At 61.7% G+C, this 16,635-nt stretch carries 15 protein-coding genes; 9 read left to right on the top strand and 6 right to left on the bottom strand.

The window, feature by feature from the left end; genetic code table 11:
* Positions 1 to 38: 38 nt before the first annotated feature.
* Together V8P77_RS30915 and V8P77_RS30910 are read right to left on the bottom strand one after the other, a co-directional pair.
* Positions 39 to 1,184, bottom strand: a complete 1,146-nt coding sequence (locus tag V8P77_RS30915) for a hypothetical protein (RefSeq protein ID WP_335916020.1) — start codon at positions 1,182 to 1,184, stop codon at positions 39 to 41.
* Positions 1,184 to 1,990 (bottom strand): DUF2092 domain-containing protein, encoded by an 807-nt coding sequence (locus V8P77_RS30910; protein WP_335916019.1) that lies wholly within the window; start codon positions 1,988 to 1,990, stop codon positions 1,184 to 1,186. Before V8P77_RS30910 ends, V8P77_RS30915 begins: the two co-directional genes overlap by 1 nt.
* Positions 1,991 to 2,268: 278 nt before the next feature.
* On the opposite strand from V8P77_RS30910, the gene V8P77_RS30905 reads away from it, so the two are divergent.
* The gene (locus tag V8P77_RS30905; RefSeq protein ID WP_335916017.1) at positions 2,269 to 2,955 is read left to right on the top strand and encodes a TetR/AcrR family transcriptional regulator; all 687 of its coding nucleotides are present in this window, start codon (positions 2,269 to 2,271) and stop codon (positions 2,953 to 2,955) included.
* 73 nt (positions 2,956 to 3,028) lie between these two features.
* Positions 3,029 to 3,478 (top strand): hypothetical protein, encoded by a 450-nt coding sequence (locus V8P77_RS30900; RefSeq protein WP_335916016.1) that lies wholly within the window; start codon positions 3,029 to 3,031, stop codon positions 3,476 to 3,478.
* A gap of 48 nt (positions 3,479 to 3,526) precedes the next feature.
* Here V8P77_RS30900 and V8P77_RS30895 read toward each other — a convergent pair whose 3' ends face one another.
* On the bottom strand, positions 3,527 to 4,033 hold the full coding sequence (locus tag V8P77_RS30895) for a P-loop nucleotide/nucleoside kinase family protein (RefSeq protein WP_335916081.1): 507 nt from the start codon (positions 4,031 to 4,033) through the stop codon (positions 3,527 to 3,529).
* Between the two features lie 803 nt (positions 4,034 to 4,836).
* Between V8P77_RS30895 and V8P77_RS30890 the strand changes: the two genes are divergently transcribed.
* The 3 genes from V8P77_RS30890 to zwf all read left to right on the top strand — a co-directional run bounded on the left by V8P77_RS30890 (position 4,837) and on the right by zwf (position 8,807).
* Positions 4,837 to 6,117 (top strand): hemolysin family protein, encoded by a 1,281-nt coding sequence (locus V8P77_RS30890; protein WP_335916014.1) that lies wholly within the window; start codon positions 4,837 to 4,839, stop codon positions 6,115 to 6,117.
* 96 nt (positions 6,118 to 6,213) lie between these two features.
* Positions 6,214 to 6,984, top strand: a complete 771-nt coding sequence (gene tam / locus V8P77_RS30885) for a trans-aconitate 2-methyltransferase (RefSeq protein ID WP_335916012.1) — start codon at positions 6,214 to 6,216, stop codon at positions 6,982 to 6,984.
* A gap of 314 nt (positions 6,985 to 7,298) precedes the next feature.
* On the top strand, positions 7,299 to 8,807 hold the full coding sequence (zwf, locus tag V8P77_RS30880) for a glucose-6-phosphate dehydrogenase (protein WP_335916011.1): 1,509 nt from the start codon (positions 7,299 to 7,301) through the stop codon (positions 8,805 to 8,807).
* Between the two features lie 31 nt (positions 8,808 to 8,838).
* Here the strand turns inward: zwf and V8P77_RS30875 are convergent, their stop codons facing one another.
* Together V8P77_RS30875 and V8P77_RS30870 are read right to left on the bottom strand one after the other, a co-directional pair.
* Positions 8,839 to 9,180, bottom strand: a complete 342-nt coding sequence (locus V8P77_RS30875; RefSeq protein WP_335916010.1) for a hypothetical protein — start codon at positions 9,178 to 9,180, stop codon at positions 8,839 to 8,841.
* 77 nt (positions 9,181 to 9,257) lie between these two features.
* Entirely contained in the window at positions 9,258 to 9,713 is a 456-nt protein-coding gene (locus V8P77_RS30870) for an NUDIX hydrolase (RefSeq protein WP_335916008.1), read from the bottom strand.
* A gap of 158 nt (positions 9,714 to 9,871) precedes the next feature.
* Between V8P77_RS30870 and V8P77_RS30865 the strand changes: the two genes are divergently transcribed.
* Complete coding sequence (locus V8P77_RS30865) at positions 9,872 to 10,138, top strand: type II toxin-antitoxin system ParD family antitoxin (RefSeq protein WP_335916007.1); 267 nt, start codon at positions 9,872 to 9,874, stop codon at positions 10,136 to 10,138.
* A 65-nt stretch (positions 10,139 to 10,203) separates the two neighbouring features.
* Here V8P77_RS30865 and V8P77_RS30860 read toward each other — a convergent pair whose 3' ends face one another.
* Positions 10,204 to 10,596, bottom strand: coding sequence for a hypothetical protein (locus tag V8P77_RS30860; RefSeq protein ID WP_335916006.1), 393 nt, complete (start codon positions 10,594 to 10,596; stop codon positions 10,204 to 10,206).
* Between the two features lie 223 nt (positions 10,597 to 10,819).
* Between V8P77_RS30860 and V8P77_RS30855 the strand changes: the two genes are divergently transcribed.
* The 3 genes from V8P77_RS30855 to V8P77_RS30845 all read left to right on the top strand — a co-directional run bounded on the left by V8P77_RS30855 (position 10,820) and on the right by V8P77_RS30845 (position 16,509).
* A complete protein-coding gene (locus V8P77_RS30855) occupies positions 10,820 to 12,385 on the top strand; it encodes a helicase HerA-like C-terminal domain-containing protein (RefSeq protein ID WP_335916004.1) in 1,566 nt (521 codons plus the stop codon).
* A 305-nt stretch (positions 12,386 to 12,690) separates the two neighbouring features.
* The gene (locus tag V8P77_RS30850; protein ID WP_335916002.1) at positions 12,691 to 14,286 is read left to right on the top strand and encodes an ABC-F family ATP-binding cassette domain-containing protein; all 1,596 of its coding nucleotides are present in this window, start codon (positions 12,691 to 12,693) and stop codon (positions 14,284 to 14,286) included.
* 693 nt (positions 14,287 to 14,979) lie between these two features.
* Positions 14,980 to 16,509, top strand: coding sequence for an ABC-F family ATP-binding cassette domain-containing protein (locus V8P77_RS30845; RefSeq protein ID WP_335916001.1), 1,530 nt, complete (start codon positions 14,980 to 14,982; stop codon positions 16,507 to 16,509).
* Positions 16,510 to 16,635 lie beyond the last annotated feature (126 nt).

Below are 16,635 nucleotides of genomic sequence, written 5' to 3'. Positions count from 1 at the left end.
TGCGACGCCCGGCCTGAGCCTCCCCTGCCGAGCGGAATCTAGTTCCCGCCAGACCCGCGATCATAATTCGGCGGCGGAACTTCGCCCGTGACCACGATATTTTCCTGGATCTTATAGACGATCCGCAGATTGGCGGCAGCGGCTTGAAGCCAGCCGACCGCATCTTCGGACGTCCATGTCGCGCCCTCCGGCGGTAGGCTCTCAAACAGGCCAACGATCAAAGGATTCACAGCCTGGGAGCCGCTATCGCCGCCCCTCGGGTTCGTTCCGCCCTCTCCGCCGTCGACCGCCGGGCCGGAGCGGCTCTGATCGGAAGAGTTCACATATATCCCGCCGGAAGAGCCTGAAGACCTGGCGAGGGACGAACCCGAAGAGCCGCCGTGAGGCGGACCCGACGACGCCGCGTTAGACGAACCAGCAGCGCCGCCGTGGGACGAACTCGAGGATGCTACGCCAGAGGAACTCGTAGTGGATCCAGACTGATTGCCACTGGAAGAATACGTCGTTTCGCCTGTGCTCGAAGCTGCCGCAGCACCGACGGCGACGCCTGCCGCATACCCACCCAGGACGTAGGCTTCGCGGCGATAGTATCCACGGCCATAGTCTCCACGGCCGTATTCGCGCCCATGATCTCCGCCGCCATACTCGGCGCGGCCGTGATCTCCGCGGCCGTAGTATCCGCGGCCAAAGTATCCGTTGCCGTTGCCAGAGACCTTGAGATCGCCGGAATTATTGACGGTGAGGTTGCCTGCGTCCTTTGCGACGATATTGCCTCCGGAGTTCATGAAGGTGCGGTTGCCGTTGATGTTACCGCCCGAGTTCAGCGTGTTGCGGACGTTTCCGGACACGTTGCCCCCTACGCGTCCAGGTTTTTCCGCCAATCGCCCCTTTGCGCCACCGACATCCGGCATACGCGTACGAGGTTTCACCGGCGGACGGTTCTGCGCGCTCATCGGCCGCCGGCCGTGGCCGGCCCTCGGCGGACGCTGTATGCCGCCCATCTGCGGACGCGGCGGCCCTCCCGACTGCATGCGTGGCGGGCCTCCCGACGGCAGACGTGGTGGGCCTCCGGACGGCAGCGGCGGCGGACCGCCGGGCGGCGGTGCAAACTGACCGAAGGCGGCGTTCGATGTCATCGCCGTCATGGCGAGTAAAGCAAAGCAGGTGCGCTTCAGATAGTTCATCACTTGCCTCCTTCCGTTCCCGACGCGACGGCTGATGTCAGATCGATCTTTTTCGCACCGGCGGGAGGATCAAAGGTGAATTCGGAGTTGGACAGAGGGGGCTGGGTCTTCCAACTCGTGAATTCGGCGACGAAGCTTGGCTGCCCCTGCAGCAACGGGTACGTGACGACCAGTCGACGCGGCGTCGCCGCACTGTTCTTCTCAACCCACAATTCCAGATCGATGCCGGACTTCTGAGAGAAAAACAGATGACGGCAATCGACGCCGTCGATGCTAGCGGTTCCCACCTGCCAGGCGGCCATGGCATCGTTCAACAGGACTCTGTCCGGGGAGGCTGCAAAAAGCACGCTGAGCGGAAAATCGAGGTCCAGCTTGGTTGTCACCTCGTTGAGCGCAGATGGTATGTCGCCCGAGGCCGGGATCGTTGCGTATTTCTTGCTGTCGGGAAGGAAGACCGAGGCCGCCTTGCCGTCGTAGAACAGATCGTGCTTGCCGTCATCGCCGGTAAACTCGACAGCGATCCGGTCGGGACGGCGCACGGTGATTTTCATCGTATGGAAGATGTGCAGCGGTTGTCCGGACTGATCCAGGTAAACGCTGATCGTTCTCGCCGTGATCGTCAAGTCACTGGCAAGGAGCGTCTTTCCCATCTGCGCAACGGCGGTGGCGGCCTCGTCGCTGATCGCCGGCTTGGGCGGAGGCGTCGGCTGATCCGCGCGGGCTGTCGGCAGCACGGCGAATCCTACGAACATGCCGAGCGCCGTAGTCTGGAGCGCATTCCGCAGTATCGCGGTCACGCGGCGCACGCTTGCGCCGTCAACAGCCGGCCAGGCGGCGACAGACGGTCGCCGGGCCGGACGTTCTGCGAGGCGATGCGTCTTGTTTTTGACGGGATGTTGAGCGGCCATCAATGTACCTCTTTGTTGGAGCGACTGTGGGCGCCAGTCGCGTGCTTTGCGCCGAAAGGGGACGGAATGGGCGCGCTAGATGTTGACAACGCCCACTTAAAGATGAGAGTAGGCAATGTCAACATCGCACTGTCAAAAATGTTGACATGAGCAACTTAAAAACCTAATGGACGAATATGATCAAAGGCATTTCCACCACAGAGCAGCGCCCCTATCACCATGGTGACCTGCACAGGGCGATCGTAGAGGCCGCACTCGACGTCCTCAGCGAGTCTCAAAGCACGGAGTTTTCGCTTCGTGAGCTCGCCCGACGGGCGGGCGTCAGTCACAACGCCCCGTACAAGCACTTCGCCGACAAACGCGAATTGCTGGCCGCCGTCTCGGCGGTCGGGTTCGAACTGCTGGCTAAGCGGATGGCCGAAGCGACCAAGGAACTTGACAGTCCTCGCCAGAGGCTTGGGGCTATGGCGCGCGCATATGTCTGCGGCGGTGTCAACAATCCAGCGCTCTACAGATTGATGTTCGGCGGCTACCTCGGTGGTCAGGACGATGGGCGTCCCGCCATCGAAAGAACTGCGGCCTACAACATGAAAGCTCTTGTCGTTGACGCGATTTCTGACGGCGCTCTCGGGCGCCCCATTGCAAATACCGAGGCCAATACCCGCATGTTCGATGGGGCGATACTCGTTTTTTGGTCCCAAATGCACGGTCTAACTTTGCTGCTGGCGGACCGCCTCGTCGGCCCCAGCGACAAGATGGAGGAGCTGACCGAGAGCGTCTTGCAAGGCATGCTCGACGGACTGGCGAATTGTATCCCTGCAGTACCGTCAGGCGTGTGGGTGGGTCCTCCGCTCGCCGGGTAGGGCTTGAGGCTCGCGGGCAACCACTCTGTCATTGACGTGATGCCTGCGCCGGCTGGTTCCGAGAGGAAAAATCATGGACGCATATATCTCTGCTCTGATGGGCCTCGCCGGCATTGCGATTGGCAGCCTGACGTCGTTTGCCTCCACGTGGATGACACATCGATCACAGGTGAAGGAAAAACATCGCGAGATCGAGATGGCCAAGCGCGAAAAGCTGTTTTCCGATTTCATCGCCGAAGCCACGCGGCTTTACGGTGATGCACTAAGCCACCAGAAGGACGACGTTTCCGACCTCGTGCTGCTTTATGCACTGGTCGCCCAGATGCGTCTGATCTCATCCCGTCCGGTCGTGGATGCAGCCGAGCTGGCGATGGTAAGGATCGTCGAAACCTATTTGACGCCCAATCGCTCACTCTCCGAAATACGGGATCTTGCCCGTTCCGGCGCGATGAACTTTCTCCTCGATTTTGGTGAGGCCTGCCGGGCAGAATTGGTGACAGGGCACCTGTCTACCCGGCGCTAGGATTTTGCGGAACTCAGTAGAAAGCTCAACCAGGACGTTGTTTCGTAGTCATCGCATCGCCAGCGATTTCAATCGGCTCACCAGTTCATCCAAAACGGCTTCGACCTTTTTCGAAGCCGTATCGATGACGATTGCATCGTGCCATTCGTCATAGGCTCTTTCGGAAATCTCTTGCCATGTCGGCTTCACCAGACCTTCGACGTCGGTGAGGCGCGTTTCAGCACGGTTGCGGTGCTCGGCTTTATCCGAGCAAACGACCTCGACCTCCGCCGCTGTCACCCCGGCCGCTTGGGCGACCGAAAGCCACGCTGACCTGGTTATCCGGAGCGGGTTGACGGAGTCGGCGATAACGGTCCTGCCGAGGGTCAGATTGTCTCCGGCGATACCGTAAGCCGCGATATAGCCGGCAGGCCCGGCATCATCGGCTATTCCGGAGGCACGGATTGCCTGCTCGATGGTATCGACGCGCACATGGACCGCATTCAACCGCTTAGCCAAAGCGCGGGCAATCGTCGTCTTTCCACTGCCAGGCAGACCGCCAAAGATAATGAGCATCGTGACCTCGGCGTTGGTTGGAGAGCTCCACGAGAAACCAGAGCAGCTCGCGGTCACAACAATCATCCACCATTAAGGCCCGGTTCGCAATTCCTTCGTCAGCACCGGATTTGTCATAGGCTCGAGCGCCGCGCGTCCTTTCAGACGTTTAAACAATGCTGCAGCACATTGAATTGTGCATGTCCTCGGCTCCACCTCTTTACCGGATCGCTATTCCAGCTCGTGGGACGCGCCGCAGTCCCCATGCTCCATCCCTTAAAAATTCCATCTGCCGATAGCTCAATCATTGCCAAGCGCTTTTGCAGAAAAGCGCAAAATCAGCCGAAATCCTCAATCAGGACGAGGTGCTGCTGTCCTTTTCAAAACTGTCACATCAAGACGCTATAAGGATTTTCCCCCGGCGGCTCTTGCGTCGGCACAGTTTCACCGTCAAAATTGCGACATGCCTGACAGTGACCCATCCAGTACAAGCTCCGCCCGTTCCACGCGGGATCTCCCGGCCGAGGAAGCAGGCGACCATTGTAGACGGTGCGACGACCCCTGCCTCGCCTCAAGCATATCAAGGCTCCCGCAGAGAGGGCCGCTTCCCCGATCATTGCCAATGACGGGTGACCTAGCCGGTTTTTACCGATGGCCCATGACCTTCACTTCAGAGGAGCGGTCTGATGGAATCTGCACTGATGTCAACTCGATGATGGAAAGACGACAGGCGATGCGTATATGCGTATATAGAGCGTCCCTTCGAATGCCTCGCCGCTTCGCCTGACGAATGCGGCATTACAACCTCAACGAATAGGGTCCCCGTGTTTCTGGAAATTGGAATTGTGGCGTTTCTCACCATCCTGAATGGTGTGCTCGCCATGTCGGAGCTGGCCGTTGTGTCTTCTCGAACAGCCCGCCTGAAGGTTCTCGCCGACAATGGAAGCAAGGGTGCAGCTCAAGCGATCAAACTTGCCGAAAACCCCGGTCGTTTTCTCTCCACGGTGCAGATCGGCATCACGCTGGTCGGCGTTCTATCCGGCGCTTTCTCGGGGGCCACGCTCGGCGGCCGCCTGAGCGGATGGCTGGAAGCCCAGGGGATGTCATCGACGGCCGCTGATGCCATTGGCGTAGGTTCGGTCGTTGTGGCAATCACATATCTTTCGTTGATCATCGGCGAACTTGTTCCAAAGCAGATCGCATTGCGGGAACCCGAAGCGGTTGCGGCCAAGGTCGCACCAGCTATGGCGGTCCTTTCAAAAATCGCGCTGCCACTTGTGTGGCTTCTAAACGCTTCCGGAAACCTTGTACTGAAACTCTTGGGCCAGGCAGGAAAAGGTGGCGACAATGTCTCTGACGCAGAGATCAAAACTGTACTGGCCGAGGCCCAGTCGGCCGGAGTGATCGAAAGCGAAGAGTCCGCGATGATATCGGGTGTCATGCGGCTGGCGGACCGCACCGCCCGAGCGCTTATGACGCCCCGACGCGACGTCGAAATTATCGATATTGACGACAGCCTTGATGAAATTCGGACCCAGTTACACAGGACGAAGCGGTCGCGGCTGCCGGTTCGAAAAGGCAGTTCGGACGAGGTGATCGGCATCCTCCCGGTGAAGGACTTCTACGACGCGATGTCCGAACACGGCACTGTCGACATCAGGGCGCTGACGCAGGATGTCCCGGTGGTTTCAGACCTTGCAACTGCCATCAATGTTATTGAAGCTATCAGGAAATCGCCAATTCACATGGTGCTGGTTTTCGACGAGTACGGCCACTTCGAGGGGATTGTTTCGTCAGGTGACATTTTGGAAGCAATCATGGGGGCTCTGCAGGAGGGACCTGTCGATGAACAGGCCATCGCTCGTCGAGATGACGGCTCTTATCTCGTGTCGGGCTGGACGCCGATTGACGAATTCGCTGAATTCTTAAACCTCAGGCTCGATGACGATTTGGAATATCAGACTGTGGCCGGCCTGGTGTTGGAGGAGCTGAAACATCTGCCCGAATTGGGGGAGAGCTTCACGAGAGGTGGATGGCGCTTCGAGGTCATCGACCTCGACGGAAGGCGCGTCGACAAAATACTTGTGTCTGAAGATCGAGGGTGACGGCTTGGCCGGTGTGGTCAAGCTCGACGGCCGCAACACCGACAATATCCGCATCCGCCACATGGAAGACGTGGCCTGACAGCAGGAGTGAACGCCATGGCATGGTCCGCCAATCAATATGTGAAATTCGAGGATGAGCGCACGCGACCGGCGCGCGACCTGTTGGCACAGGTGCCGCTGCAAAACATTCGTCATGCCATCGATCTCGGCTGCGGCCCGGGCAATTCGACCGAGCTGATCATCGAGCGCTATGGGGCGGAAGGCGTCTCCGGCGTCGACAGCGACATGAACATGCTGGAGGCTGCCCGCAAGCGGCTTCCTGGCACTGCCTTCGTCGAGGCCGATCTCGGCATCTGGCAGCCGGCCGAACCAGCCGACCTTTTGTTTGCCAATGCCGTCTTCCAATGGCTGCCCGATCATCTCGACATCTTCGACCGGCTGATGGACGGGCTTTCCGAAGGCGGCGTTCTGGCCGTGCAGATGCCCGACAATCTCGGCGAACCCTCGCATCTGGCAATGGAAGAGACCGCCCATGCCGGCCCGTGGAAGGCCGCCTTCGAGGCGAAGAGCGTGCGCCGCAAGCCGCTGCCGCCGCCGTCCAATTATTACTCGAGGCTAATTGCCAAAGCCTCGCGCGTCGATATCTGGCACACCATCTACAATCACCCGATGGCGGATGCTGCGGCGATCGTCGAATGGGTGAAGGGAACCGGGCTGATGCCTTATCTCGCCCAAGCCGGCGAAGAGCATCGCGAGGCATTCCTGGCCGATTATCTGGAGCGGTTGGAAAAGGCCTATCCCAAAATGTCGGACGGGCGGGTGCTGCTCAGATTTCCGAGGATCTTCATAATGGCGGTGAAAGGGTAAAGGCGGCCGCTGCCGTCATGTCCGGTTCGCGCCGATGGTCGCCCTCTCCCTAAACCCACGTGTGGCTTGCCCCTCACCCTAACCCTATCCCCGTAAAAACGGGGCGAGGGGACGTGGCCCGCGAGAGGCTGGCGGGGAACGGAGAGGTCGCGGCATATCCCTTCGCCCCGCCTGCGGGGAGAAGGTGCCGGCAAGCGGATGAGGGGCGGCCACGAGCGCCAGAGGATGTCAAATGCTTGTTATCCCTCGCCTGCATATGTTGCGGCAAAGCCGGCGCGCAGTATAGTCGGCCGCAAATTCCAAGGAGATGACACATGGACGCTGCCCCTACCCCGCCGGTCACCCTCGTCATCTTCGGCGCCACGGGAGACCTGACGCGCCGCCTGCTGGTGCCGGCGATCATCAATCTGACGCGCAGTCGCCTGGTCGGCGAGGATCTCCACATTCTCGGCATCGGCATCGAACCTGGTGACGACGAATTCCTGCGCGGGCGGCTCGACCAATTCCTCAATCATCTGAGCGGCGAAGAGCCGACGGTGAAGGACGAAGCCTGGGAAAGTCTGCGCCGGCGCATTTCCTATACGTCCGGCGATTTCACCAAGGACGATATTTTCGTCGAGATCGGCAAGCGGCTGGGGCCGCATGCCAATGCCGCCTTCTATCTCGCGGTGCCGCCATCCTTCTTCGGGACGATCGTCGAGAAGCTCGCCGCCCACGGGCTGACCGATGAAAGCGACGGCGTCTTCCGCCGTGTCGCGATCGAGAAGCCGTTCGGCACCGATCTTGCCTCGGCTCAGGCGCTCAATGCGCAGATTCTGGCCAAGATCGGGGAAAGCCAAGTTTACCGGCTCGACCATTTCCTCGGCAAGGAAACCGTGCAGAACTTGATGACGGCGCGTTTCGCCAACATGATGATCGAGTCCTTGTGGAACAGCCGCTACATCGACCATGTGCAGATCACCGCCGCCGAGATCGTCGATGTCGGCAGCCGCGGCAAATTCTACGATGCAACCGGCGCGCTGCGCGACATGGTGCCGAACCATCTCTTCCAGCTGCTGGCGATGATCGCCATGGAACCGCCGAACAGCTTCGATGCCGAAGCGATCCGCAACGAGAAGAGTAAGGTGCTGAAGGCGCTGCGCATCTATACGCCTGATGAGGCCAAGACGCATGGCGTGCGCGGCGCCTATGGCGCAGGCCCGCTCCACGGTGCTGAGCTTCCGGCCTATCGCGATACCAAGGACGTCTCGCCCGACAGCAGGACCGAGACCTTCGTGGCGCTGAAGCTCTATGCCGATACCTGGCGCTGGGCCGGCGTGCCCTTCTATCTCAGGACGGGCAAGGCGCTGACGGCGCGCGACACCGAGATCGTCATCACCTTCCAGCCGGTTCCCTTCGCGCAGTTTCGCGAGACCGACGTCAAGCGCCGCCTGCCACCGAACCGGCTGGTGATCCAAGTGCAGCCAGACGAAGGCATGAGCATGGAAATCTCGATCAAGTCGCCGGGGCTTTCCGTCGATACCGTGCCGGTCTCGCTCGATTTCCGCTATGCCGACAAATTCGATATTGCCAAGACGACCGGCTATGAATCACTGCTCTACGATCTCTTCATCGGCGACCAGACTCTGTTCCAGCGCGCCGACGGCATCGAGGCCGGATGGGCTGCGGTGCAACCCTTCCTCGATATCTGGGCCAAGGATGAGAGCGTGCCTGACGCTTACGCGCCGGGCAGCATGGGACCGATCTGCGCCGACGAACTGATCCAGCGCGACAGGCGGCAGTGGCATGAACTCGGCGTCGTGCTGCACAAAAACGACAAATAGCCGAACCTGCTTCTATACCCGGGACTATCCGTCAGCGGCAGGCGTCGCTTAGCGTACCGTCGCGCTCGGCCGCGCGGTACTGACGCGTCCCGGGCCGCGGGCAGGTGGTCCGATCGGACGGAATGACGACGGTGATATCACCGGTTTCGACTGGATCGAGCGGAATCACGAGTCCGCTATTGGATTCCGCCCCCGGCACCGTGCCGGGCGGCATGCCGCCGAAGCGGCCGCTAGAGTCCATATCAGCAAGCGCCTGGGAGAAAGCCGGAGCGGCGAAGCCGAGGAGAATGATCGAGGCAGCTGCAAGAAACATACGCATGATGCTATTCCCTATGGTTTCAGCGATGCGACAGAAACAGCAGGACGACCTCATTGTTCCCCCGGAAGCGGGGGCGGACGATCAAAGTTTGGCGATCGGAATATGGCGCCTCAGATCGGGTGATTTCAGGCTCAATCGCGCCAGCGCGTCAGCACTCTGTCGAGACCTGTCGGATAGAGATCGACGCCGGCGTCCCGCAGGCTGTCACGGGCGAACCAGCGCGCCGTCGCCGCCGTCTCGTCGAGTTCGGAATAGTGGATTTCATCACGCTCATAGAGCAATGCATCGGCCAGTTCGATATCGGTGGCGAAGATGTATTCGTGACCGGTTGCGCCATGATGCTCGTAGATGTTTTCAAGCAGATGCCAAGGACCGACGATGCGGATATCGGTCTCGAGTTCCTCCTTGAATTCGCGGTGCAGAGCCTCTTCACGGCTTTCGCCGAATTCGATCGCGCCGCCGAGCGGGCGAACGCCCTTGATGCGGCCGCTGTCATCCTCCACTTCGGCGGCAAGCAACTGGTCTTTCCGCCAGGCGAGGCCGATCACCTTCACCCTGATCTGCTGCGATGGGCGCCAGAGGGTCATGGGGCTTTCCTTCCTTCCAAGGGACAGCGGTTAGTTAGCGGGCACAGGCTGTGAGACAAGGGCGATTAAGAGCCGTGGCGGCCGCATTAGCTCAAGCATTGACATCGATTGTCATGCGGGGATGGCTGGCCCATACTGATGATAACAAAAGGAAAGCCATGCCCACCATCGCGCTCGGAAACCACTACGAGGAATTTGTCCGGAAGCATCTAGAGGCTGGCGGCTATAAGAATGCTAGCGAGGTTGTCCGTGCCGGTCTGCAGCTGTTGGAAGATCATGAGGCGGCCCGCGAGCGCTGGCTCAACGAGGAGATCCCGGCGCGCTACGACGACTTGGTGAACAGGCCGGGCCTTGGCATCCCGGCCGAGACAGTGCGCGCCCGCTTTGAAACCAAGCGCCGGAATGACGCGGCGAAAGCCAAGTAGGATATATCTACCATTCGCAAAGGAGCCCCGCCGCAACAAAGCGAGGCTCCAGCCGATTTCTCGTCTCAGACGAACTGGCTGAGGCCCGGGACGGAAGCGACGACCTCGTCGACGACCTCTTCGCCGGCATATTGCTTGGCGATCGCGATGGTTTCCCTGGCAAGCGAGGTGATCTCGCCCATGCCGAGACCTTCGCCCATCAGCTGCTGGCCGAGCCCCATGATGCCGCCGCCGCCGAGCGAGCTCATCAGCCCGCCGAGCAGACCGCCGCCGCCGGCACCTGCGCCATTGAACTGGGCAACGAGATCGGCACCGCCGGGGATCGCTTCGATCATCTTGGCAACCGGGCCATCGGCGGCCTCGCGCTGCAGGAAGCCGAGCATCATGCCGAGCGCCTTTTCGGCCAGATCAGGCGCAATACCCACGCGATCGGCGATCTGGGTCACAATTTCATTCATCGTCAGCCTCCTGTTTTTGACGTTAACGTCAACGTTAATCGAGATTCGACCGCAACTCAAGCCGGCCCCTCCCCGGGCCGCACTTTGTCCGGTTTTGCTTTCAATGCAAACAGTTGTCCGCATGCGCATGCCTGCTTATAACAGGGAAACGATGGTTCGATGAAGGCGGCAGAAGCACGCCTTCTCATACAAATGGCGGCAGAGCCCCAAGGGAGCATTCCGAATGATCGAGGAAGGCAAGATTTTCATCGGCGCGAGCCGCAATCCCGATGACAGCATCAACAAGCCGGAATATCTCGACCTGAAATTCGGCAACCGCCATGGCCTCGTCACCGGCGCCACCGGCACCGGGAAGACGGTGACGCTGCAGGTGCTGGCCGAAGGTTTCTCTCGGGCCGGCGTTCCGGTGTTTGCGGCCGATATCAAGGGCGATCTTTCCGGCATCGCCGCCAAGGGCGAGCCGAAGGATTTCCTGACGAAGCGCGCCGAGCAGATCGGCTTTGCCGACTACGAATTCGACCAGTTTCCGGTGATCTTCTGGGATCTGTTCGGCGAGAAGGGCCACCGGGTGCGCACCACCATCGCCGAGATGGGACCGCTGCTGCTCGCCCGGCTGATGGATGCTTCCGAACCGCAGGAAGGCGTCATCAACATCGCCTTCAAGATCGCCGACCAGGGCGGGCTGCCATTGCTCGACCTCAAGGATTTCAGCTCGCTGCTCAACTATATGGGCGAGAACGCCAGCCAACTTTCCAACCAGTACGGGCTGATCTCCAAAGCTTCGGTCGGCTCGATCCAGCGGGCGCTGCTCGTTCTCGAACAGCAGGGTGCCGAGCACTTCTTCGGCGAACCGGCGCTGAAGATCACCGACATCATGCGCACCAGCAACAACGGCTACGGCCAGATCTCGGTGCTGGCGGCCGACAAGCTGATGATGAACCCGCGGCTTTACGCCACCTTCCTGCTCTGGCTGCTTTCCGAGCTCTTCGAGGAATTGCCCGAGGTGGGCGATCCCGAAAAGCCGAAGCTCGTCTTCTTCTTCGATGAGGCGCATCTGCTCTTCAACGATGCGCCGAAGGTGCTGACCGAACGCGTCGAGCAGGTGGTGCGGCTGATCCGCTCCAAGGGGGTCGGCGTCTATTTCGTGACGCAGAACCCGCTCGACGTGCCGGAAACGGTGCTTGCTCAGCTCGGCAACCGCGCCCAGCATGCGCTTCGCGCCTATTCGCCGCGCGAGCAGAAAGCGGTGAGGACGGCGGCCGATACATTCCGGTCGAACCCGGCCTTCGATTGCGCCACCGTCATCACCAATCTCGGCACCGGCGAGGCACTGGTCTCGACGCTTGAGGCCAAGGGCGCGCCTTCGATCGTCGAGCGCACGCTGATCCGCCCGCCATCCGGCCGCGTCGGCCCGGTTACGGATGCCGAGCGCCGGCAGATCATGGACAGGAGCCCGGTTCTCGGCGTCTATGACGAGGATGTCGACCGCGAATCCGCCTTCGAGATGCTGGTGGCGCGGGCAAAGAAGGCGGCCGATGCCGAGGCCGCCAAGCGAGCGCAGGAAGAAGCGGCAGAGCAGCAGCCGGGCACCACCTCCGGCTGGACCCTGCCGGGCTTCGGCGGCGGCAATGACGACAGCCAGCAGGGTCGCGGCCAATCGCGCGGCCGGGCCTCCGGCTACCAGCGCGAAACGGTGGTGGAAGCGGCGATGAAGAGCGTGGCGCGCACGGTGGCGACGCAGGTCGGCCGGGCGCTGGTGCGCGGGATCTTGGGGAGCTTGAAGCGGTAGGATCGCGGCGAGCTGTAAGCCCCTCATCCGCCTGCCGGCACCTTCTCCCCGCTCGCGGGGCGAAGGGACATGCCGCGCCCTCTCCGCTCCCACCTCGCTCTCGCAGGGCACGTCCCCTCGCCCCGTTTACGGGGAGAGGGTTAGGGTGAGGGGCAACTTCCCACTCCTTCTCTGATCGTTCCCCTTCTTGAACCGGCAGCCTTTATTCCCTAAATTAGCAGCCATCGACCATTTCAACAGGATGTGTGCCGCAATGGATTTCAACCCGATCGCAACGCCAGTTCGCCTTGCCAACGGGGACATCCATGCCTGCATCCATCACCCTCTCCCAAGTTTCATGGTCCGCGCCTGACGGGCGGCCGCTTTTTTCCAATCTGGACCTGAGTTTCGGGGCCGAGCGTACCGGTCTCGTCGGGCGCAATGGTGTCGGCAAGACGACGCTGCTCAAACTCGTCTCCGGCGAGATCCAGCCGCATTCCGGGACGGTATCCGTTAACGGTAGCCTCGGCGTGCTGCGGCAGAACGTTCAGGTGACACCCAAGGAAACGATCGCCGATCTCTTCGGCGTGACCGATGCGCTCGCTATTCTTCGCCGCGCCGAAGGTGGCGAGGCAACGGCCGACGAGCTTGCATCGGCGGACTGGATGCTGGAGGCGCGCATCGCCGCAGCGCTCAATCGGACCGGGCTCGACGCAGCGCCGGAGACGCCGCTTGCCGTGCTCTCCGGCGGGCAGCGCACCCGTGCCGGGCTTGCCGCGCTTGTTTTCACCGAACCGGATTTCCTGTTGCTCGACGAACCCACAAACAATCTCGATCGCGAAGGCCGCGAGGCGGTGATCGCGCTGATGTCAGGCTGGCGGGCCGGCGCCATCATCATCAGCCATGACCGGGAACTGCTCGAAAGCGTCGACGCGATCGTTGAACTGACCTCGCTCGGCGCCACGCGCTACGGCGGCAATTGGAGCCATTATCGCGAGCGCAAGGCTCTCGAGCTTGCGGCGGCACAACACGATCTCACTGAAGCCGAAAAACGCATGGCCGAGGTGGCAAGGAGGGCGCAGGCGACGGTGGAGCGTCAGGCGCATAGGGACAGCGCGGGCCGGAAGACGGCCGCCAAGGGCGGCATTCCGCGCATCATGCTCGGCGGCATGAAGGAGCGGAGCGAAACGACGGGCGGCGACAATGCCCGCCTCGCCGAACGCCGGCGCGGCCAGGCACTGGAAGAGGCAAGGGCAGCGCGCGAGAAGATCGAGATCTTGCAGCCCTTGTCGGTCACCTTGCCGCCGACCGGGCTGCCTGCCAGCAAGATCGTGCTGAAGATGGATGGCGTGACATCGGGCTACCAGCCTGATGATCCCGTCATCCGCGATCTCTCCTTCGATGTGACGGGACCCGAGCGTATCGCCGTCGCCGGCCGCAACGGCTCGGGCAAGACGACCTTGCTGGCGCTCATTACCGGCGCGCTGAAACCCTGGACCGGCACGGTCAGCGTCATGACCGACCTCTCGATGCTCGATCAGAAGGTCAGCCTGCTCGATCCTTCGGCGTCGATCCGCGACAATTTTCGCCGGATCAATCCGCAGGCCGATGAAAATACCTGCCGGGCCGCCCTTGCCCGCTTCATGTTCAGGGCCGATGCCGCGCTGCAGACGGTATCGACGCTGAGCGGCGGGCAATTGCTGCGCGCCGGCCTTGCCTGCGTGCTGGGCTCGGCACCGCCGCCACTGTTGATCCTCGACGAGCCGACCAACCACCTCGACATCGACTCGATCGCCGCGGTCGAGGCAGGACTGCGCGCCTATGACGGCGCGCTCATCGTCGTCAGCCACGACGAGACATTCCTTAGCAGTATCGGGATAACGCGGCGGCTGGAGCTGGCTGGCGGCGACCCGACCGGGTGATTTCGGGATTGGGTAGCGTGCCCATCCACCTGCCGTCACCTCTCCCTCCCCACCCGCCCTCGCATGGCAAGTCCCCTCGCCCCGTTGTTTTCCAGGGGGAGCGCGGCATCCTCCAACGTCCTTCATCCTGAGGCGCGCAGGCCGAAGGCCGAAGCCTCGAAGGACACGCTCGGCGCTGCTCCTTGTGTCATTAACCGCCAGTGCACCCGCCCCGCCCTTCGAGGCCCTTACAGGGCACCTCAGGGTGAGGCTCTCGTGAGCGCCGAGCACCCGCGCCACCCACACTCAGCCACCAACAACGGCATAAGCGATAGCAGAGTTTGGAGGACGCCTTCCGGGTAAACTCGCCGGCGGCGCGGTGACCGGAAATCGGCGTGCCTGCAGTTCTCTTGCCTCTTTTCGCGGGCAATGTTATTGGAATCTCGTAAGCTTTCGAGAAAGGAGGATCACGCAATGCAATATTATTTTCGGTTTAATCGCCAGCGTGGTCCCGTCAACGCCCTGCAAATGCGTTTGCAGGGCTGACCAGAGACCGTTTCTCGACATCTCTTCCTGGTCTGCCCTTCGTGGCCAATGCGTCGCCGTAGATGACAGCGCGTATTCCTCTCATTTCCCGGCTCGAACCGCGAAATCCCGTGATGGCTGAACGCCTCCGGACCGCGCTTGATACCCGGTCAAGACCAGAGAACGATCATGACACTCATCAATATCCGCAATCTCGGCGTGACGCTGGGCAATCCCTTGTTTTCGAAGCTCAATCTCGTCGTCAATGCCGGCGACCGCATTGGCCTCGTCGCCGCCAACGGGCGGGGGAAATCGACGCTGCTTGCCTGCATCACCGGCGCGCTGGAGCCGAGTGAGGGCGAGATCACCAAGGCGCGCGGGCTGACCGTCGGCCATGTCGCGCAGAATGTGCCCCCTGCCCTTTTCGACACGCCATTCTACGATGCGGTGCTGCAGGCGTTGCCGGCCGATCAGGCCGAAAGCGAAAGCTGGCGGGTCGACGTGGTGCTGGAATCGCTCGACGTGCCGGAGGCCATGCGCGGCCGGCCACTGAAGCAGTTGAGCGGCGGATGGCAGCGGCTGGCCATGCTTGCCCGCACCTGGGTGAGCGAGCCCGACGTGCTTCTGCTCGACGAGCCGACCAACCATCTCGACCTCGAAAAGATCTCGCAGCTGGAGAGGTGGCTGAATGCGCTGCCGCGCGACGTGCCGGTCATTCTCTCCAGCCACGATCGCGCCTTCCTCGATGCGACGACCAACCGGACGCTGTTCCTGCGGCCGGAGCAATCGCCGGTGTTCGCCCTGCCCTATAGCCGGGCGCGCGCCGCCCTCGACGAGGCCGACGCCTCGGAGGCGCGGCGCTACGAGCGCGACATGAAGGTGGCGGAGCAACTGCGCAAGCAGGCGGCGAAGCTCAACAATATCGGCATCAATTCCGGCAGCGATCTGCTCGTCGTCAAGACGAAGCAGTTGAAGCAGCGGGCGGAGAAGCTGGAGGATGCGGCAAAACCGGCGCATCTGGAGCGTTCGGCCGGCGCCATCCGGCTTTCCAACCGCGGCACGCATGCCAAGGTGCTGGTGACGCTGGAGGATGCGGCGGTGACGACGCCGGACGGAACGCTGCTGTTCAAAACCGGCCGGCAGTTCATCTGCCAGGGCGACCGCATCGTGCTGCTCGGCCTTAACGGCGCCGGCAAGTCACGGCTGGTGTCTATGCTGAAGCAGGCGATCGAAAGACCGGAGACGGCGCGGGACAGCATCAAGGCGACGCCTTCGCTGGTTCTCGGCTATGGCGACCAGGCGCTTGCCGATCTTGCCGATACCGACACGCCGATCGGCACGATCATCCGCCGCTTCGATGTCGGCGACCAGCGAGCGCGAGGATTGCTGGCCGGCGCCGGCATGACGATCGACATGCAGGCAAAACCGATCGGCCAGCTCTCCGGCGGCCAGAAGGCCAGGCTCGGCATGCTGGTGCTGAGGCTGACGGAGCCGAACTTCTACCTGCTTGACGAACCGACCAACCACCTCGACATCGAGGGCCAGGAGGCGCTGGAGAGCGAGTTGATGGCGCATGAGGCGAGCTGCCTGCTGGTATCCCACGACCGCAGTTTCGTGCGGGCTGTGGGAAACCGGTTCTGGCTGATCGAGAGGAAGCGTTTGGTGGAAGTGGAAAGCCCGGAAGGTTTTTTTGCTTCGGTTGGGGGTGATGGATGGTGAGGATGTGGCGTGGAGCCGCTGCCCCTCACCCTAACCCTCTCCCCGCTCGCGGGGAGAGGGGACGTGCCATGCGAGAGGTGAGTGGGAAGCGGAGAGGTCGCGGCATATCCCCTTCGCCCCGTTTAC

The organism is Rhizobium aouanii (assembly GCF_037002925.1).
Lineage (GTDB): Bacteria > Pseudomonadota > Alphaproteobacteria > Rhizobiales > Rhizobiaceae > Rhizobium > Rhizobium aouanii.
Note: the sequence above shows the minus strand (reverse complement) of the source record. Positions and strands in the feature narration are given on the sequence as shown.